Here is a 17,572-nt window from a genome sequence, read left to right as displayed (position 1 = left end):
GATGTGTTCCTATGCGCTAAAGGGGTCGGGGGAGTCGTAAAGATCGAGACGTCCAATGACGTTGATCGACAGGGTGGATTCCAGTTCGGTGAAGGACAGCACCGGAACGTGGTGAAACTCGTCTTGTAACAGCGTACGCAGCGGGCTGCGTAAATCCTGCGCCACCAGCACCAGACTGCGCTGCGACGAGAGCGGCGGAAACGCCTGCCGCAGTTGGCCGAGCAGCGTTGAGGCGTAGTCCTGTGTCAGGGCGAAGAAGGTTTCGTTCTGCGTCTGGCGCAGCGCATCACGCAGCAGCTCTTCGCTTTCCGGCGTCAGCAGCCAGACGGCAAGGCTGTTTTCGTCGCTGTACTGGTGGCAAATTTGCGATTTGAGCGCCAGACGCACGTAGTCGGTCAGCGCCAGCGTATCTCGTTCGTGCTGGCCGACTTCAATCAGCGCCTCGGCGATGGGGCGCACCGATCGAAGCGGCACGCGTTCGGACGCCAGCCGTTGCAGTACGCTGGCGAAACGCGAGAGCGGCATGATGCGCTGTAGCTCCTGCGCCAATTCCGGCTGTTCGCTCTCCAGCCAGGCCAGAATGGATTTGGTTTCCTGTAGGCCGATGAATTGTGAACCGGTACGATGAATAGCCTGCTCCATACGCGCCAGAATCAGTTCATCCGCCGTCCAGCGCGGCACGTCGTCGGGTTGCTGCGCAACATGAGCCAACGGCAGCCAGAGCCATTGGCTTTCATCCCGCAGCGTGGGACCCGGTGTAGCAAGCGTGGTATCAACCTGTTCAACGGCAGCACTGGCAACGGCCAACCGATCGGTGACAAAGGTGGCTTTCACGTAGGGAATTTCATAGACGCAAAACTGAAACTCATCCTCTGCCAGCCGATCGCTGAATTCGATATCAAAAGACGGCAGCGTAAAACCGAAGCGATAGACCAGTTTGTTACGTAGGCGGCGGATATTTTGTACCAGAGCGGTCGCCGTTGGCTGCCCCTGCCAGACCGGATGAAATAGCAGCAGGTAGGCGCGCGTGGGGTTAAAACGCCGCAGATCCTGATAGCCGTTCTGTTCGGCAGGCATGTTGTCCGCCTCCGACTGGCTGGCATCCAACTGACCTTGCTGCTTGATGCGCCAAAGCTGAAACAGACCGCTGCCGAGCGACGCCAGACTGATAGCGACAAACACCAGCGTCGGCATCCCCGGCAGCAGCGCAAAGCCAAACATGCCGATGGAGGAGATGATCCACGCTTTGGGCTGACTGGTGAGCTGTTCCGCGATTTCCCGACCAATATTGGCATCCACTTTTTGCCCATCGGCTGAGACGCGGGTGATGATCATCCCCGCAGTCAGCGAGATCAGCAGGGCTGGGATCTGGGCGATCAGTCCGTCGCCGATAGTCAGAACCGAGTAGACGTGCATGGCATCGGACGCGGCCATATTGTGCTGCAACACGCCGATGGCGAAACCGCCGATCATGTTGATGAACACGATAACCAGCGACGCAATGGCATCGCCTTTGACGAACTTCATCGCGCCGTCCATCGCCCCGAACAGCTGGCTCTCTTTCGCCAGATTTTCGCGCCGCTGCCGCGCCTGATGGGCTTCGATTAATCCCGCACGCAGATCGCTGTCGATGGACATCTGTTTACCGGGCATTGCATCCAGCGTGAAGCGTGCCGCCACCTCGGCCACGCGCTCGGAGCCTTTGGTGATCACCAGAAAGTTCACCACCGTCAGAATCAGAAAGATCACCAGACCGACCGCCAGATTCCCGCCCACCACGTAATTGCCGAAGGCCTCAACGATATGGCCACCGTCCTGTTGGAGCAGGATTTGGCGCGTGGTGGAAATGGAGATTGCCAACCGGAACATGGTGGTCAGCAGCAGCACAGCCGGAAACGTCGAGAAGGCCAGCGGCTTGGGCAGATACATCGCCAGTACGATCAGCAGGGAAGAGGCGCAAATATTGAGCGCGATGAGCACATCGATCAGGCCGGTAGGCAGCGGGATGATCATCATGAAAACGATAGACATCACGATGACCGCACCAACGACCTCGGAGCGCTGCATCGCGCTCAGCGCAATACGGTTCAGCCAGGTAATCAGCAGATTCATGGCTGCTCCTTATCCGAGTCGCGCGCGTCCTGTTTTTGCGGCGATGCGGCGTCACGCGGCGCCCGTTCGTTATGCTGAGAATTACTGACCTGTTGTTTTTCGTATTGGGCGATATCGCCAATCATGCCGCGTATCAGTTGAAGCGCCGTTTGCCGGTTTTTACTGTCTCGCCACAGCGGATGCGGCAGGTCGCTGACGAGTGGCAGCAGGGCGCTGAAAAACATCGCCTGATGCTGTACCTGCGTCCCGGCGACTTCCCGCCCGAGATTATGCAGGTCGCGGGCATAGGCACCGTTGGCGCTCAGGCCAATCAGGCGGCGGGTCAGCTCCACGGCGCCGAGCGTAAAGGCTGGCACTTTGTTCGCCAGCCGCGTGAGCAGCGTCTGACTGGATGACAGCGTATGGCTCAGGTGGCGGGAATCGTTGAGGTTGCTCAGCATTTTGCTGAGAACGGTTTTCGAGATAGAGGGCGTCAGCGAGGCGATATCCGCCGCCAGCGCCCGCTGCAACGTGCGCAGCCCAATGGAAAAGGTTGCTGCATCAAAGCGTTCCAAAAGAGAGTCCAGCAGCGCACTGGCCGATTGCTGATGCACGATTTTCTGGTAGTAGAGATCGCGCATCGCCTGTTTTTGTTCCGGCTGGGTGCTGAACAACGCAATGGCCGTCGCGGTATTCAGACCGGCTCGGACTTCCGGCCCTTTCTCCTGATGCAACTGCTGTAACGCACTTTCCGCCGCAGCGGTCAGCTCAGGCTGTTGGGAAGACTGCTGCTGGATGTGGCGCAGCAGGAGATCGCCGCGCGCCGGATCGTTGCCTGCGGCTTCCAGAACGGCGTCAAGCGACGGCGAACCTTTCTGCATCAGCAGATCGCGCATGCGGCTCAGTTGCTGATCGAGCGTACTTTGCGACGGGTTTTCCAGCATCCTGAACAGTTCCGTCAGTTTCTCAATCCGCTCGACATTCGCAGTGGCGCGCGCCTCCGGCTGCTGGGCGATTTGACGCCGATTCAGCGATTTACTTCTCCGCTCAGCCTGTTCGCCAAACGCCATTGCTACTTCTTCCATTGAGGTAGATAACGGCGAACCGGGAGACGCATGGTGAGAACTGGTCTGCTGCACTGCGGCCTGCGGCACGGGGTCGTCATCCACGACGACAGGGCGCGGTAGGGCGTTGCTGGAGGGAAGGACAGTCGGCATTTTGATCATGGTGTCATCCTGAATAAGTCGGCTACGTGTCGTGGTGTGAACGTGCAGCGAGATACATGTATTGCTGTGTGGAATCTGAAAAGAATGGGTTCCCCCGCGTGAAGTCATCGGAGCAGGCCGAATTTGATGGCGGATTGGGTGAAATGCCGTTTTACTGATTGCAATAACTTGCAATTTCGTGCTGTGGACACTGGCAAAAAATGGCACGATAAAAGATAAGTTAAAAAATAACTGATTAAAAATCAGTATGATAAAAACAATTCCGGGCTGGCACAAGGCTTGCTCTTCCGTTTTTGCCAATGGGGCACAACAACGGAGAGTCAGCAAATGGAAATGTCTACCCTGAAACACATCGAACAGACCCCTTCGCTTTACCCGGCGCTCGCTGTCGATTGGGAACAGGTGTTTCGTCAACACGGAAAGAAATTGCATAACTTCATCCGCAAGCGCGTCAGCAACCATGACGACGTTGAGGATTTACAGCAAATGACCTATCTGGAAGTGCTCAAACATCAGGATAAATTTGCGGGAGCATCGCGGCCGGAGACGTGGGTATTCGGTATTGCCCTCAATCTGGTGCGCAACTATTTCAAGCAGGCACGGCAGCGTGCTCAGGAAATGGGGGATGAGATGTTGGAACACATCGCGATAGATCTCGATCCCGGTGCTATCACCGAAAGTCAGCGGGCATTGAAACGCGCAATGGATGCCATCGTCTCACTGCCTGAGGATACCCGTCAGATGCTGATGCAGTTGCTGGATACCGATGCCAGCTATCAGGATCTCGCGTTGCAGTTGGAGATCCCCATCGGTACGGTGCGGTCACGGCTGTCTCGTGCCCGAGGGGTGATCCGTCAGGCCGTTGAGTCCTGACGGCATTTCACGGGACGAAAGAGCGAGCCTGCACCTACCGTTTTTCACTGACTGCTGTGGTAACCGCCTTGCTCAAGGTGGCGGTTGCCGCTCAGTGAGTGGGTCGCACGCCGTGATATCAGGTCGCATTTATGCCGTTGCAGGGTTTCCTGTCCATCTTCTGGAATGTTGAGACGCCGTATCGCGCTACCTGCACGGCGGGTGGCTGCACAAGTGTCTTAATTCAAAATAAGGAGATGGCAATGATGTTCACCCAACCGTTTCGTTCCGATGAAAAAACCAAGGCTCCCGAGCTGGAACTGGTGGATTTTGCATTTGGTCGCATCAAGGACGCGATTTATATCGTCAATCAAGATCAGCGTTTTTGTTATGTCAATGAGGCCGCCAGCCAGACACTGGGCTACAGCATTACGGAATTCATGCATCTGAGCGTTGCCGACATCGACCCGTTCTGGAGCGCCGATCATCGGTCACCGGACTGGCTGCAGGAGTACGAATCAGGCGTGGGTACCACGTTTGAAACCCGACACCTCACCCGCTACGGCATGACTATTCCGGTAGAAGTTAATCTCACACATTTCCAACACAGAGGACGTAGCTACAGCATGTGTGTCGTCAGAGATATCAGGGAACGTAAACATATTGAACAGTTAGCCTACGCGCGAGAGCAGGAATTTCGTGCGCTGGTTGAGAACACGCCGGATTTGATTATTCGCTTCGATCCCAACCTGAATTGCCTGTACGCCAACGCGGCCAGTTTGAAACATCTGGATTTCACCGTAGAGCAACTTCGCGGCCGTATGATTACGGAGTTAATGCCCGGTGTAGGGTGTGCAATCCGTATGGAACAGCTGGTGCAGCAGGTGGTTGATACCCGCAGCAGCGCGGAAGGTGAAGTGATGGAGTCGCGGGGGAGAGGCGAGCAGCGCCATCAAAGTATTCACCATATTCGCTGTGTGCCGGAGTTTGACCAGCATGGCGCGCTGGTGTCGATTCTGACCGTAGGACGGGACATTACCGCGATTCGGTATGCGGAGAAAAAACTGGCTGATTCGCATATGCAACTGCGTTTGCTGGCGCGCCAGCGCGAGATATCGCGTGAGGAAGAACGTAAGCATATCGCGCAGGAAATTCACGATGAGCTGGGGCAGCATTTGACCACGATCCGCATGAGTTTGTCGTTGATGCGCATGTGTTTTGCCAAGGAAAACCCCGACATGCAAACGCATTTGCAAAAGCTGATGCAGTTGGCTGACCAAACGATTCAGGTGGTGCGTAACGTCTCAACCCGGCTCAGGCCGAATGTCTTGAATATGGGACTGACGCCCGCGCTGGAATGGCTGTGCGACGAATTTAACCGACACTACAGCGCCACCTGCCTGCTGCGTACGCCGGGGGAACCGCTGGCGCTCAATGACGAAAGCACTACGGCAGCCTTTCGCGTCGTGCAGGAATCATTAACTAACGTGGCGCGCTACGCCGCGGCTACACAGGTGCTCATCACACTGGATAACCAGCAGGACTACGTGGTGCTGTGCATCAAGGACAACGGTAAAGGTTTTGATGCCCACGCCAAAAATAAAAACGCCTTCGGACTCATGAGCATGAAGGAGCGAGGGCGAATGCTGGGAGGCGAAGTTGTCATTGAAAGTACGCCAGGGAAAGGCACGCTGGTGCAGCTAACGTTTCCTAAAAATGGCTATACCCGCTAATCGCGGGATAAGAACAACAAAAGGAAGAAATGAGCGATGGGCAAACCAATACGTTTAATGATCGCAGACGATCACGTCATCATGCGTGAAGGGCTCAAGCAGATCTTCGCGCTGGATGCGTCGCTGAGCGTCGTTGCCGAAGCCGGCAATGGCGCACAGGTACTGGCACAACTGCGCAGCGTGACGCCCGATTTGCTGCTGCTGGATATGTCGATGCCCGGTATCAGCGGTGAAGCACTGATTTCACGCGTGGTGGCACAGTATCCGCGTCTGCCGATTCTGGTGCTCAGCATGTATAGCGAGGCACAGATTGCACAGCATGCGCTGAAGAGCGGTGCCAGAGGTTACATCACCAAAGATAAAGACCCGGAAGCCCTACTGTCGGCGATCCGACGTGTGGCACAGGGGGCTCGCTATATCGACCACACGATTGCCGAGCAGTTGGTGTTTTCCAACTACACAGAGGGTGGCAGAGCCGAGCACGATGTACTCACGGCCAGAGAGCACCAGATCATGATTATGTTTGCGCAGGGGATGGGCATTAATGCCATCGCCAATGAGCTGGCCATCAGCAATAAAACGGTCAGCACTCATAAGGCGCGTCTGATGGAAAAAATGCAGTTCAGCACCAATGTGGAGATTGTTAAATATGTCGTCAGTAAGAAGCTGATTCCCTAGCAGTGGGAACCCGCTGCGAAAAGGAGAAAAGATAAAAGGGATTCAACAGTCGCTGAATCCCTTTATTGAGGCTTACGATTTCCTAACAATATCCTTTCGATTTCCTGCGTATTATTTGAAAGGCTAATGGGCTGTTTTTTCTTGCTTTGGTCGTTTTTTTGTAGGTATTTCCCTACAAATTGCTCTGGAATTCCTACCTGATGTTCAGCGATGCCTGATGGTTTCATTATTCAATGACGGTAATGCTTGTCATCGTTCCACCGGGGAGGAATCGGTGTGCGTTATGCGGAGAAACGTCACGGATGATCGGTGGGACCCCCCACGTTATGGAAGGCAGTCAGTTAGCCCGTTTGGGCTCCAGGAGTAGTCAATGAATAATCATTACCGTCAGGACAGACAGCACGATTCATCACCCGAGCATTTATCATTCGATCATTCATTCTTAGAGAACGCGTCATCAACAGATCGTCGGGCATCATTAGACTATTCCCCGTCGCCGTCGGGATTTTCCCCCTCTACGGCTGATGATATTCACTCATCGCTGTCACCCATCATCAATGTTATTGCTCCGCTTAATGTCGACATTGTGCTGGAAGGTGAAACCGGTACGGGCAAAGACACGCTGGCGAATCGCATTCATCGGCTTTCACGGTGCAGTGGCCCTTTGGTGGCGGTGAACTGCGCCGCCGTGCCGGAAAATCTGGCCGAAAGTGAACTGTTCGGGGTGGTCTCCGGTGCTTATACCGGCGCTAACCGCTCTCGCGCCGGGTATCTGGAAAGTGCAGATAAGGGGATTCTGTTTCTCGATGAGATCGACAGTATGCCCATGACGCTGCAAGCCAAGATGCTGCGCGTGCTGGAAAGCCGCGGCGTAAAGCGCTTGGGGAGTACCCAGTTTACTCCCGTAGATATGCGTGTGATTGTGGCGACGCAAACGCCGCTGCTGCAACTGGTGGAAAAAGGACTTTTTCGTCGCGATCTCTATTTCCGTCTTGATACGGTAAAAATTCAACTGCCGACGCTGCGCTCCCGCAGCGATCTCATTTTGCCGTTATTTCAGCGTTTTAGTCACGAAGCGGCGGTACGCCTGAAAATGACGCTGCCGCCGATGACGGCAGAAATTTACGAGCAGCTACTGACCCACAGCTGGCCGGGTAATATCCGCGAACTGAAAGCGGCGGCGGATCGCTGGGCGCTGGGGCTGTCGCCTTTGGCTGAGGTTCAGCCGCTGCTGCACCCGCGTCCTTTACAACTCAAAGATCGATTAAAGCGGATCGAAAAATTTCTGATTCAGGATGCACTACGCCGCCACGACCACTGTATTGACGATGTGATTGTGGAGCTGGGGATTCCCAAGCGGACGCTTTATCACCGCCTGAAAGTGCTGAATGTGACGGCGCGAGAAATGTGTGCAGGGGGCGGGGAAGCCTGTCAGGCATGAGGGCAGACTCTCCGCCGTTTACGGAACGGGGTGCGGTAGCGAATGACGGCAGGCCGACTTTTGCCAGTTGGCCTGCTTTCAGGTTACACCGTCTCTATCGGCATTTTTTCTATCGGCGGACACGGGTAGTGATGGATATCCGGTAGATCGTGCAGCGCCACCGCCTTACTGAAATACCATCCTTGCATAATCGCCGACGGGCACTGTTGCAGGATGTAGGCGGCTTGCTCGCGTGTCTCTACCCCTTCGATGATCACCGGGACGTCGAGTTTTTTGATGAGGGTAAATAACAGGTCGGCCATGGCGGCATTCACCGTGCCTGTGCCGATGGCGTCGACAAAAATCTTGTCGATCTTGATCATATCGAACGGTAAATGGCTCAGATAGTCGAGGTTGGAATAGCCCGTGCCGAAATCATCAAGCGCGACCTTATAACCCGCGCGTCGTAAGGCCTCAAGGCCATCTGCCAGCGTCTTATGGGATGTACTCGACCGCTCGGTGAGTTCCAGCATAATGCGCGTTCTGTCTATCCCCAGTTCGTCACACATTTGCTGTAGGAAGCAATGATAATCCGGCGAAACAATGTCGGAAACGGACAGATTAATGCTGAGAAGAAAAGGGGTTTCCTGCGTGAGGTACGGCTGCATATCACGCAGTGCCTGACGCGTAATGATGCGGGTTAGCTCATCTGAATAGCCCATTTCTTCCGCAATATTGATGAAATATTCCGGCGACACGCTGTCGCCGCGTTCGTTTTTCCAGCGAGCTAAGGCTTCTACGCCAATAATGGTGCGCTGAGGCAGACTGATTAACGGCTGATAATGTACCTGAAGGCACTGATTTTTGATCGCGCGTTTTAACTGTGATGGCAAAGCATGGTGCCGATCGTCGTAGAGCTGATAGGACAGGGTAAAACTGGCGCCAATGAGCGCCCCGACAGAAAACAGGGCGGCGATGATATACCACGGACGAGACAGGATTCCGGCGGAATCCAACTGCGCCAATACGCAAATATTCCGGTCCGGTGCGCAGAAAAAGGTCTGGCGTTTTCCCATGGTCAGCCACGCGTTATGCTGCTGCTGTGTCTGTCTAAATGCGGGAAGGTCGATATTGCCAAAGGTCTGATAGACATGATCCAGATTACGCGTGAGGAGTATTGCGCTGTATTCGGCTGGCGGATGAATGAAGCGGCGAAATGCAGCGGCAGCGGTGATCGTGACCACGCCGTTGAGGCTTGCCATATCTGCGGTAATACGTGGATCAACCACGTCTTTCATCGCGGTCCATAGCTGCACGCCCTCTGGCGTCGTCAGGTTCGGCGGCAGCAGATAAATCGGTGGGTTAAGAATGCCCCAGCCCGCAGAACAGATGAGATAGTTGTCCTTGATACGCCCGATATCACGCAGATAAACGGAGTAAAAGGAGATCAGGCGTAATTCTTTCAGGTCGGCGCTTGAACACGGGGCGTTGTTCAGCATCAGCACCCTATTGATGGTCTCCCGGCCCTCATTGGCGACGGCGATCCCCTGATCGAGCACGTCCTGGCTGTAGTGCTGCAACTGCGTCTGTTCCAGCCGGGCTAAAATGCCTTGCCCAATAAACAGCGCCAGCAACGCGCTGGCAAACGAAATCAAAACAAGTCTGAACCACAATCCGGTGTTGGTAGTTAAGGTGAGCATAGCGACCATCTGGCAGCGTGACGAGAATAGTACGGCATAGGTTCAGATATCGCATCCTTGCCAGTTACACAGCGTAAAACGCCCCTGCAAATCAGAAACAACATACGGCCTTTCGGTAAAGTAATAACGCTTTTTATTATTTTAAAAGAAAATCTATGATAACTAACGGCCGGAAACACAGATAAAACCAGGCTAGTTCTTCCTCTTGAATTGCCATTGCTGAAAGAATTTCCTTTCTGTTGGAACTCACTGACCCGCTCTCCCACTTAATGAATGAACAAGATGACTGTATGTACAGCATGACAGTTCACCACCGTAAACATTCATCATATTTGGAGATATATCATGGCTTTAGGACTTTCTCAGGTTGCATCTCAGGCGGCTTCTCAGACTCTGGATACCGCAATGGCGGGTTCTCTGACTCGTGCAGCAGGCGCTCAGGCACAGAAAATTGCGCTGGATACGGAAAACTCCATTCTGGATGGTCAGATGGATTCCGCATCCAAATCACTGAACTCCGGGCAGAAAGCGGCGAAAGCTATCCAGTTCTGATTGTGAGTGAACGAGCCGGAGCTTTGCTCCGGCTTTATTTTATCCCTCCGCGATGGAATCCACACCATGAAAATCAATCAGGCCACCACGCTGTCTCAGTCGGGGGATGCGCTGCTGGCGGATAACGGCACGTCTTTTTCCTTCTCCGCCAATAATCAGGACGTGTCCTGGTTTAGCGCGGCGCTGTCATCAGCGCCAGTGACGGCAGAAAGCGGTAATAGTCAGTGGCTGGGCGCACTGGCGGAAAAATCTCAGGGATTGAACGGCGTCTTCAAATCCGCCGAACGCGATGTCAGCCAATCGATGCGTTCCAATAATCCCAAGGATGTACTGGATGCGACCCGAACGCTGTCATCGTTCTATCTGGAAAGTCTGCTGAGCGCCAAACTGGTGGCGAAAAGTGTGCAAAGTCTGGAAAAACTCACCAACTTACAGTAGCGGCCTATGAAAATCGATAAGCGAGTGTTTCTTCTGCTGATCGGGCTATTGGCTGGCTGCGGCGAGCCGATTGAGCTGAATCGCGGGCTGTCGGAGAACGATGCCAACGAAGCGATTTCGATGCTCGGCCGCTATCAGATCGGCGCGGAGAAACGGGTGGATAAAACCGGCGTCACGCTGGTGATCGATGCAAAAAACATGGAACGTGCCGTCAATATTCTCAATGCGGCGGGTTTACCGAAGCAATCGCGTACCAATCTGGGCGAGGTTTTTCAGAAAAGTGGCGTGATCTCGACGCCGCTGGAGGAGCGTGCCCGCTATATCTACGCCCTGTCGCAGGAAGTGGAGGCGACGCTGGCGCAGATTGACGGCGTGCTGGTAGCGCGGGTGCATGTGGTGCTACCTGAGCGTATCGCCCCTGGCGAGCCGGTTCAACCCGCCTCGGCGGCGGTGTTTATCAAATACCGTGCCGAACTGGAGCCTGATGGGATGGAGCCACGCATTCGCCGCATGGTGGCCAGCAGCATCCCCGGCCTGTCCGGTAAGGATGATAAAGAGCTGGCGATCGTCTTTGTTCCGGCCGAACCGTATCAGGACACGATCCCCGTTGTCTCGCTGGGGCCGTTCACGCTCACGCCGGATGAGATGCGGCGCTGGCAGTGGAGTGCGGGGCTGTTCGGTCTGCTACTCGCTGGGCTATTAGGCTGGCGCGTTGGCACGCCTTACCTGCGCCAATGGCAGCAGAAAAAAGCGGGAGCGCCGTCGTCACAATGACAACACAAGAGCAAAGCACAGGGCGCGAGTCGGGTGACATCACCGCGCAGGCATGGTTGACCTGGTGGGTAAAGGACTGCCTGTTACAGGCCGATCCCAGTTGGTGGCGCGGGAAGGTGAGGTTGCCTGAGTCGCCGCAGCGTCGTGACTGGCTGCACGTGAACGCAGCCCAGCTTCATCGCCATTTTTCTCTACCGCCGCCGGACCCGTTTGCCTCACTGATGCACGTTTCACTGATGCAGATAGGGGCGCTGGATACGGCGCAGCGCGAAACGGTATTACGCCTGATGGCGCGGGTGTGTCAGCCCATGCGTAACCCGGATCGCGCTGATGCGGAGGGCATATGGTGTGAGCGGTTGGCAAAGGCATTGCGGCCGGGTTTGTGGTTACCGGCACAGGTTACCTTTTCCGCGCCATCTTCCGCACCATCGCCGTCGGAGTCCTTTGCAACTGGCTGTCAGGATGCGTTACTGCTGCTGCGTATTCGCTATGGGGAAGCGTGCTGGCCGCACCTGCGGCTGCTTTTTCCACGCGATTGGCCCTGCGACGGGGACAATCAGTGCCATATCCCGACGGTGTCAGTGCCCGCAGCCAGACTCAATGCGCTGTGCGATGCCCTGATTTGGAAAGCCTCGGCCTCCACATAACCCTCCCATTTCTATTCATTTTGCTAAGGACGAAGCATGTTGATGACGAAGACGTTTGTGACATTACCCGGTGCCAGTCGCGATGAAACGGTGATTATTCCGGCGGAGCAGGTCGCGGCGCATCGGCGCAGTCGGGCTCTCTGGGAAGAGGCCAGTGCGCAGGCCGATACGATCGTGGCGCAGGCGCATGAACGTGCCAGAACGCTCTGTGAGCAGGCGGTAGAACACGCAGAAGCGGAATTCTGGCAGCAGGCAAACGCGCTATTGCAGGGGATTCAGCAAGATCGAATGCATCTGGAGAAGATCGTGATTACGCAAGCCGGACAGCTGCTGCGCGATGCGCTGGCACATGTGCTGGATAAAACACCTGCGCCGTCACGCCATCACGCTTTACTGCGGCAGTTGCTAAAACAACAGCAGGGGGAAAGCCGGGGAACGCTGTACTGCCATCCCGCCCAGCTTGCCGATGTACAGAACTGGCTGGATGCGCATGCGCATCTGGAGTGGCGTCTCGCCAGCGATGAGGCGCTGGATAGCGATGCCATGAAGCTAATTACCGCGCACGGCGTGATGTCGCTGAGCTGGCGGCAGGCGGTAAAACAGCTCATGCCGCCGGAGTATTCTGCCGCGATGTGACATGGCGGCTGACAAAATTGCGACTGACAAGGGGAACTGCACGCCGGGGTTAGCCACTCACTATCAGGTCAATAACCCACTAGGTTAACGGCCAAAACGTCAGGTCAACGACCAAAACCTGTGTTGTGAGGAAACTACCTTATGAGGAGAGCGAGCGATGTCCCTTAACCCAATCCAGCGTCGTCTTGACGCGCACCTGGTCGATTCGCAGAAACAACTGGATGATATTGCGCTGAATGTTGCCGAAGGTGGCGCCAGTCAGGCGGATAGCTACGCCTTTTTTGAAGCCAGCATGGATTATTCCAATGCCAGCTGGGCTGTCGGGCAGTTGTTGAGTGTTAAACACGGTCTGGCAAAGGCCATCATCAATGACTTCAACTGAGTTGGCCGCGATGCTGGAGCGGTGGCTAAACGGTGGAACGTCGACGCTGAAGCTGGAGATTGACGGCGGCGCGGTGGCGATGGTGCGGCAGTCATCGGGCGTGGCGTGCCGCGCAGCCATTCCGCTGCGTGCGTTGCCGGATGAGCCGATGCTGGCGCGAGCCTTGCAACTGGCTGAAGCCGCCCACGCCCAGTTTCAGGATGACACCGCCGTCCTGTCGCTCTCACCGCAGGATGAACAGCTCTGGCTCTGGATGCGGCCCGATGCCGACGATGTCATGCAGCTCTGTCGCAGCCTGGAAACCCTACTGAATCAACGGGACGTCTGGCTGAGCATGCTCACGCCGCGCGCAAAGGTGCCCGTTTCTGCTCCATTGAATCTGAACACGCTGGCTTTTTTGCAAGGAGAACGACATGCGTAAAGGACTGATGCGTCATCGATCGTATAGCATTTTGCTGGCGGTCTATCGCTGGTTTTGCTGGGCGGTGGTGCTAATGGGGATTATCCCGGTGAACGGGATGATTGCATTGGCGCACGCCGCTACGCCAGCCGACTGGAACAAGGGGGCGTATGCGTATTCTGCCGAACAAACGCCGCTGTCTGCGATTCTGACGGATTTTGCCAACAGTCATGGTGTGGACTTGGTACTGGGCAATATTGCGGATACTGAAGTCACGGCGAAAATTCGGGCGGAAAACCCTGCGCTGTTCCTCGACAGGCTGGCGTTGGAGCACCGTTTTCAGTGGTTCGTCTATAACAATGCGCTGTATGTCAGCCCGCAGGATGAACAGGCGTCGGTGCGGCTGGAGATTTCCCCGGATGCGGCGCCCGATATCAAACAGGCACTCAGCGGTATCGGGCTGCTTGATACGCGCTTCGGTTGGGGGGAATTGCCTGAAGAAGGCGTGGTGCTGGTCACCGGTCCGCAGGCGTACATCGATCTGATCCGTAATTTCAGCCAGCAGCGAGAAAAACAGGATGAACGGCGCAAGGTCATGATTTTTCCTTTGCGCTATGCCTCGGTATCCGACCGGACGCTGCAATATCGCGATCAGAAGGTCACCATTCCCGGCGTCGCGACCATTCTCAATGAGCTGATGGATGGTCAGCGTGCGGCCCCAGCGGGGGCATCGGGGCCAATGCCTGTGCAGCCGGATACGGGCATGGAAGCGATGCGGGACAGTACGCGTTCGCTGATGACCCGGCTGGCGACCCGTAATAACCCGGGGCGCAGTGGGGAAGCATCGGACCGCGTGACGCTAAGCGGCAAGATTTCCGCCGATGTACGCAATAACGCGCTGTTGATTCGGGATGATGAAAAACGCCGAGCGGAGTATCAGCAGCTCGTCGAACACATCGACGTACCGCAAAATCTGGTCAACATTGACGCCATTATTCTGGATGTGGATCGAACCGCCATGTCACGGCTGGAAGCGAACTGGCAGGCGCAGCTCGGCAATGTGAGCGCGGGCAGTACCATGATGATGGGGCGAAGCACCCTGTTTGTCAGCGATTTCAAACGCTTCTTCGCCGATATTCAGGCTCTGGAGGGAGAAGGAACGGCCTCGATTGTCGCCAATCCTTCCGTGCTGACGCTGGAGAATCAGCCCGCGATTGTTGATTTCAGCCGGACGGCGTTCATCACAGCGACAGGCGAACGTGTTGCAGAGATTCAACCGGTGACCGCCGGCACCAGCCTACAGGTGACGCCGCGCGTGGTCGGCGAAGGGACACAGCGCAGCATCCAACTGGTTATCGATATCGAAGATGGTCAGGTCGAGACAGGGCGCGAAGGTGAGGCGTCGGGCGTGAAGCGGGGCACCGTCAGCACGCAGGCGCTGATTGGTGAGAACCGTGCGCTGGTGTTGGGTGGTTTCCACGTTGAGGAGAGCGGCGATCGCGATCGTCGCATTCCGATCCTCGGGGATATTCCGCTGTTGGGGAAACTGTTTACCTCGACGCGCCATGAGGTCTCCCGCCGTGAACGCCTGTTTATCCTGACGCCGCACCTTGTCGGCGATCAGACCGATCCCACACGCTATGTTTCCTCCGCCAATCGCCAGCAGTTGAACGGTGCGATGAACCGCGTCGCGCAGCGCAACGGTAAAACGGACCTCTATAGCCTGATTGAAGGTGCCTTTCGCGATCTCGCGAGTCGTCAACTGCCCGCTGGGTTTAAGAGCGGCAGTAGCGGCGCACGATTGGGCGAGGTGTGTCGCTCGCAATCGGGCCTGATCTACGACAGCTCTCGCTATCAGTGGTACGACAACGGTCAGGTACGCCTGAGCGTCGGCGTCGTGCGCAATGGCGGAACACAGCCGCAGCGTTTTGATGAAGCCGCCTGCGCCAGTAGCCGTACGCTGGCAGTAGCCGTGTGGCCAAAAACGACGTTGGCGCCGGGGGAATCCAGCGAAGTGTTCCTGGCGTTACAGCCCGCGTTAGCGTCTCAACCAGCCCGGCGTCATGTGCTGACATCCCGATAGTTAAATTAACCAAGGACATTCTCATGAACGACAAAGCACTGTCCGTCGCGCTGATCGCTCTCTTGCTGAGCGCCTGCAATGCACCGCGGCAGGCCGCTAACTGCGCCTCCGTCACCTGTCGTCCACAGCCGGAAACGCGACAGCTCATCATCTGGTGGCAGCCCGATCTGCGGAGCGGCCCGGCGGATTACAGCAGGGTTAGCGTGGATGAGTGAGGTAGCGGCGGTATTCGACAATCAGCATGATTTTCTCATGGCGTTGGAAAATATACCGACGGCCTGCTGGGTCGTACAGCCGGGCGTCACGCTGTGGTTTACGGCGGTCTCGGCGCGCCAGGCGGCGCTCATCTTAACGTTGGCTCCTGCCCGACATTACCCCGGAATGCTGCGGCAAATTTTACAACGCCGTTTTCTGGAGGCTGACGCGCTGCCAGCTTGTAGCCTGAGCCTGGATGAACAGCAACATCTGCGCATACGCCGCATGCTATCCACCGTGAGTGAGTCGGTCGTGGCGATCGATGAACTCTGGCGTTTGGCCGGATTGCCGCCGCGCTGAACCGTGAAAAAGTCGTGTGTTTTCGTGCATAAGACGGGAACCGGACAGGCAAGAAAATCACTTAATGGGGGAGTGTCACAATCACGCGGGCTGACCGCACATCCATTGGCGCTTTCATAACCCATTTACTCATTGAGGAAACATTATGCTTAATTCTCTTGGTGGCGGAACCTCTCTGCAAATCACGATCAAGGCGGGCGGTAACGGCGGTTTATTTCAATCTCAATCTTCACAACAGGGCGGTTCGCCGTCGCAGTCGGCGTTCGGTGGCCAGCGTAGCAACATCGCAGAACAGCTGTCTGATATTATGACGACCATGATGTTCATGGGCAGCCTGATGGGCGGCGGCCTGGGTGGTGGTTTAGGCGGTGGGCTCGGCGGTTTGGGCAGCAGCCTGGGGGGATTAGGTGGCGGCTTGCTGGGCGGTGGCCTGGGTGGCGGTCTCGGTAGTAGCCTCGGCAGCGGTCTGGGCAGTGCGCTCGGCGGTGGATTGGGCGGCGCGCTGGGTGCCGGTATGAATGCCATGAATCCATCGGCCATGATGGGCAGCCTGTTGTTTAGCGCACTGGAAGATCTGCTGGGCGGCGGCATGTCGCAGCAACAGGGTGGGCTTTTCGGCAACAAGCAGCCGGCGTCGCCGGAAATTTCTGCCTATACCCAGGGCGTTAACGATGCACTGTCCGCCATTTTGGGCAACGGCCTGAGCCAGGCGAAAGGGCAAACTTCACCGCTGCAACTGGGTAACAACGGTTTGCAAGGCCTGAGTGGCGCGGGCGCATTCAATCAACTGGGCAGCACGCTGGGGATGAGCGTTGGGCAAAAAGCCGGTTTGCAGGAGCTGAACAACATCAGCACGCACAATGACAGTCCGACTCGTTACTTCGTGGATAAAGAAGATCGGGCGATGGCGAAAGAAATTGGTCAGTTTATGGATCAATATCCTGAAGTTTTCGGTAAGCCGGAATATCAGAAAGATAACTGGCAGACGGCGAAGCAGGATGACAAATCCTGGGCGAAAGCGCTGAGCAAACCGGATGACGACGGCATGACCAAAGGCAGCATGGATAAATTCATGAAAGCGGTCGGCATGATCAAGAGCGCGGTCGCCGGTGATACCGGCAATACCAACCTGAATGCTCGCGGCAATGGCGGTTCGTCTCTGGGTATTGATGCGGCCATGATTGGTGACCGCATCGTCAATATGGGGCTGCAAAAGCTCGCCAGCTAAAGCGAAAAAAACAACGGGGAGCAGGGCGGAAGCGCTGCTCTCTCGTTATGCATTAGGCCGAAATTATTGTTGCCGTAAGCGGCATTCGCATCGATTAAGCCAATTTTTCCTTATCCCCCGCCATTTATTTTAATAATTTCATCGAGATGAAATGAGAGACATCCTCCCCTCATTGGT

Annotated in this window: 18 protein-coding genes; 15 read left to right on the top strand and 3 right to left on the bottom strand. The window is 55.9% G+C overall.

Annotated features, from left to right (window positions below; genetic code table 11):
- Positions 1-9 precede the first annotated feature (9 nt).
- Together sctV and sctW are read right to left on the bottom strand one after the other, a co-directional pair.
- The gene (gene sctV, locus WCT94_RS19440; protein WP_336871288.1) at positions 10-2,112 is read right to left on the bottom strand and encodes a type III secretion system export apparatus subunit SctV; all 2,103 of its coding nucleotides are present in this window, start codon (positions 2,110-2,112) and stop codon (positions 10-12) included.
- Positions 2,109-3,317, bottom strand: a complete 1,209-nt coding sequence (gene sctW / locus WCT94_RS19435; protein ID WP_336871287.1) for a type III secretion system gatekeeper subunit SctW — start codon at positions 3,315-3,317, stop codon at positions 2,109-2,111. Before sctW ends, sctV begins: the two co-directional genes overlap by 4 nt.
- 327 nt (positions 3,318-3,644) lie before the next feature.
- Here sctW and WCT94_RS19430 point away from each other — a divergent pair, with 327 nt between their 5' ends.
- The 4 genes from WCT94_RS19430 (at position 3,645) to WCT94_RS19415 (ending at position 8,021) form a co-directional block, all read left to right on the top strand.
- Complete coding sequence (locus tag WCT94_RS19430) at positions 3,645-4,190, top strand: RNA polymerase sigma factor (RefSeq protein ID WP_319847864.1); 546 nt, start codon at positions 3,645-3,647, stop codon at positions 4,188-4,190.
- 242 nt (positions 4,191-4,432) lie between these two features.
- Positions 4,433-5,902 carry a PAS domain-containing sensor histidine kinase gene (locus tag WCT94_RS19425; RefSeq protein ID WP_336871286.1) on the top strand — a complete coding sequence of 490 codons (1,470 nt, stop codon included), beginning with the start codon at positions 4,433-4,435 and terminating at the stop codon, positions 5,900-5,902.
- Between the two features lie 36 nt (positions 5,903-5,938).
- Entirely contained in the window at positions 5,939-6,580 is a 642-nt protein-coding gene (locus WCT94_RS19420) for a response regulator transcription factor (protein WP_336871283.1), read from the top strand.
- 370 nt (positions 6,581-6,950) lie between these two features.
- Complete coding sequence (locus WCT94_RS19415; RefSeq protein ID WP_336871280.1) at positions 6,951-8,021, top strand: sigma 54-interacting transcriptional regulator; 1,071 nt, start codon at positions 6,951-6,953, stop codon at positions 8,019-8,021.
- Between the two features lie 83 nt (positions 8,022-8,104).
- On the opposite strand, the gene WCT94_RS19410 is transcribed toward WCT94_RS19415, so the two are convergent.
- Positions 8,105-9,700, bottom strand: a complete 1,596-nt coding sequence (locus tag WCT94_RS19410) for an EAL domain-containing protein (RefSeq protein WP_336871279.1) — start codon at positions 9,698-9,700, stop codon at positions 8,105-8,107.
- Positions 9,701-10,045: 345 nt separating this feature from the next.
- Here WCT94_RS19410 and WCT94_RS19405 point away from each other — a divergent pair, with 345 nt between their 5' ends.
- The 11 genes from WCT94_RS19405 to WCT94_RS19355 all read left to right on the top strand — a co-directional run bounded on the left by WCT94_RS19405 (position 10,046) and on the right by WCT94_RS19355 (position 17,395).
- Positions 10,046-10,252, top strand: a complete 207-nt coding sequence (locus WCT94_RS19405; protein WP_009112561.1) for an Hrp pili protein HrpA — start codon at positions 10,046-10,048, stop codon at positions 10,250-10,252.
- 66 nt (positions 10,253-10,318) lie between these two features.
- Complete coding sequence (locus WCT94_RS19400) at positions 10,319-10,690, top strand: EscI/YscI/HrpB family type III secretion system inner rod protein (protein WP_336871278.1); 372 nt, start codon at positions 10,319-10,321, stop codon at positions 10,688-10,690.
- Positions 10,691-10,696: 6 nt separating this feature from the next.
- Positions 10,697-11,464, top strand: coding sequence for a type III secretion system inner membrane ring lipoprotein SctJ (sctJ, locus tag WCT94_RS19395; protein ID WP_336871276.1), 768 nt, complete (start codon positions 10,697-10,699; stop codon positions 11,462-11,464).
- Complete coding sequence (locus WCT94_RS19390; protein ID WP_336871274.1) at positions 11,461-12,111, top strand: type III secretion protein; 651 nt, start codon at positions 11,461-11,463, stop codon at positions 12,109-12,111. The genes sctJ and WCT94_RS19390 overlap by 4 nt, the downstream gene beginning before the upstream one ends.
- A gap of 42 nt (positions 12,112-12,153) precedes the next feature.
- Complete coding sequence (sctL, locus tag WCT94_RS19385) at positions 12,154-12,747, top strand: type III secretion system stator protein SctL (RefSeq protein WP_336871272.1); 594 nt, start codon at positions 12,154-12,156, stop codon at positions 12,745-12,747.
- A 157-nt stretch (positions 12,748-12,904) separates the two neighbouring features.
- The gene (locus WCT94_RS19380; protein WP_015840423.1) at positions 12,905-13,129 is read left to right on the top strand and encodes a type III secretion protein HrpF; all 225 of its coding nucleotides are present in this window, start codon (positions 12,905-12,907) and stop codon (positions 13,127-13,129) included.
- A complete protein-coding gene (locus tag WCT94_RS19375) occupies positions 13,116-13,550 on the top strand; it encodes a type III secretion system chaperone (RefSeq protein ID WP_336871269.1) in 435 nt (144 codons plus the stop codon). The genes WCT94_RS19380 and WCT94_RS19375 overlap by 14 nt, the downstream gene beginning before the upstream one ends.
- Complete coding sequence (gene sctC, locus WCT94_RS19370; RefSeq protein ID WP_336871267.1) at positions 13,543-15,612, top strand: type III secretion system outer membrane ring subunit SctC; 2,070 nt, start codon at positions 13,543-13,545, stop codon at positions 15,610-15,612. The genes WCT94_RS19375 and sctC overlap by 8 nt, the downstream gene beginning before the upstream one ends.
- Positions 15,613-15,635: 23 nt before the next feature.
- Positions 15,636-15,827, top strand: coding sequence for an HrpT family type III secretion system protein (gene hrpT / locus WCT94_RS19365; RefSeq protein WP_336871264.1), 192 nt, complete (start codon positions 15,636-15,638; stop codon positions 15,825-15,827).
- The gene (locus WCT94_RS19360) at positions 15,820-16,167 is read left to right on the top strand and encodes a type III secretion protein (protein ID WP_336871262.1); all 348 of its coding nucleotides are present in this window, start codon (positions 15,820-15,822) and stop codon (positions 16,165-16,167) included. Before hrpT ends, WCT94_RS19360 begins: the two co-directional genes overlap by 8 nt.
- 145 nt (positions 16,168-16,312) lie before the next feature.
- On the top strand, positions 16,313-17,395 hold the full coding sequence (locus WCT94_RS19355) for a harpin HrpZ family protein (protein WP_220273741.1): 1,083 nt from the start codon (positions 16,313-16,315) through the stop codon (positions 17,393-17,395).
- Positions 17,396-17,572: the final 177 nt, after the last annotated feature.

Source organism: Pectobacterium sp. 1950-15, assembly GCF_037136835.1.
GTDB lineage: Bacteria > Pseudomonadota > Gammaproteobacteria > Enterobacterales > Enterobacteriaceae > Pectobacterium.
Note: the sequence above shows the minus strand (reverse complement) of the source record. Positions and strands in the feature narration are given on the sequence as shown.

What these genes read in the sequence shown, in the direction of transcription:
- sctV (WP_336871288.1), bottom strand. Translation starts at nt 2,112, where the DNA reads ATGAATCTGCTGATTACCTGGCTGAACCGTATTGCGCTGAGCGCGATG.
- sctW (WP_336871287.1), bottom strand. Translation starts at nt 3,317, where the DNA reads ATGATCAAAATGCCGACTGTCCTTCCCTCCAGCAACGCCCTACCGCGC.
- WCT94_RS19430 (WP_319847864.1), top strand. Translation starts at nt 3,645, where the DNA reads ATGGAAATGTCTACCCTGAAACACATCGAACAGACCCCTTCGCTTTAC.
- WCT94_RS19425 (WP_336871286.1), top strand. Translation starts at nt 4,433, where the DNA reads ATGATGTTCACCCAACCGTTTCGTTCCGATGAAAAAACCAAGGCTCCC.
- WCT94_RS19420 (WP_336871283.1), top strand. Translation starts at nt 5,939, where the DNA reads ATGGGCAAACCAATACGTTTAATGATCGCAGACGATCACGTCATCATG.
- WCT94_RS19415 (WP_336871280.1), top strand. Translation starts at nt 6,951, where the DNA reads ATGAATAATCATTACCGTCAGGACAGACAGCACGATTCATCACCCGAG.
- WCT94_RS19410 (WP_336871279.1), bottom strand. Translation starts at nt 9,700, where the DNA reads ATGCTCACCTTAACTACCAACACCGGATTGTGGTTCAGACTTGTTTTG.
- WCT94_RS19405 (WP_009112561.1), top strand. Translation starts at nt 10,046, where the DNA reads ATGGCTTTAGGACTTTCTCAGGTTGCATCTCAGGCGGCTTCTCAGACT.
- WCT94_RS19400 (WP_336871278.1), top strand. Translation starts at nt 10,319, where the DNA reads ATGAAAATCAATCAGGCCACCACGCTGTCTCAGTCGGGGGATGCGCTG.
- sctJ (WP_336871276.1), top strand. Translation starts at nt 10,697, where the DNA reads ATGAAAATCGATAAGCGAGTGTTTCTTCTGCTGATCGGGCTATTGGCT.
- WCT94_RS19390 (WP_336871274.1), top strand. Translation starts at nt 11,461, where the DNA reads ATGACAACACAAGAGCAAAGCACAGGGCGCGAGTCGGGTGACATCACC.
- sctL (WP_336871272.1), top strand. Translation starts at nt 12,154, where the DNA reads ATGACGAAGACGTTTGTGACATTACCCGGTGCCAGTCGCGATGAAACG.
- WCT94_RS19380 (WP_015840423.1), top strand. Translation starts at nt 12,905, where the DNA reads ATGTCCCTTAACCCAATCCAGCGTCGTCTTGACGCGCACCTGGTCGAT.
- WCT94_RS19375 (WP_336871269.1), top strand. Translation starts at nt 13,116, where the DNA reads ATGACTTCAACTGAGTTGGCCGCGATGCTGGAGCGGTGGCTAAACGGT.
- sctC (WP_336871267.1), top strand. Translation starts at nt 13,543, where the DNA reads ATGCGTAAAGGACTGATGCGTCATCGATCGTATAGCATTTTGCTGGCG.
- hrpT (WP_336871264.1), top strand. Translation starts at nt 15,636, where the DNA reads ATGAACGACAAAGCACTGTCCGTCGCGCTGATCGCTCTCTTGCTGAGC.
- WCT94_RS19360 (WP_336871262.1), top strand. Translation starts at nt 15,820, where the DNA reads ATGAGTGAGGTAGCGGCGGTATTCGACAATCAGCATGATTTTCTCATG.
- WCT94_RS19355 (WP_220273741.1), top strand. Translation starts at nt 16,313, where the DNA reads ATGCTTAATTCTCTTGGTGGCGGAACCTCTCTGCAAATCACGATCAAG.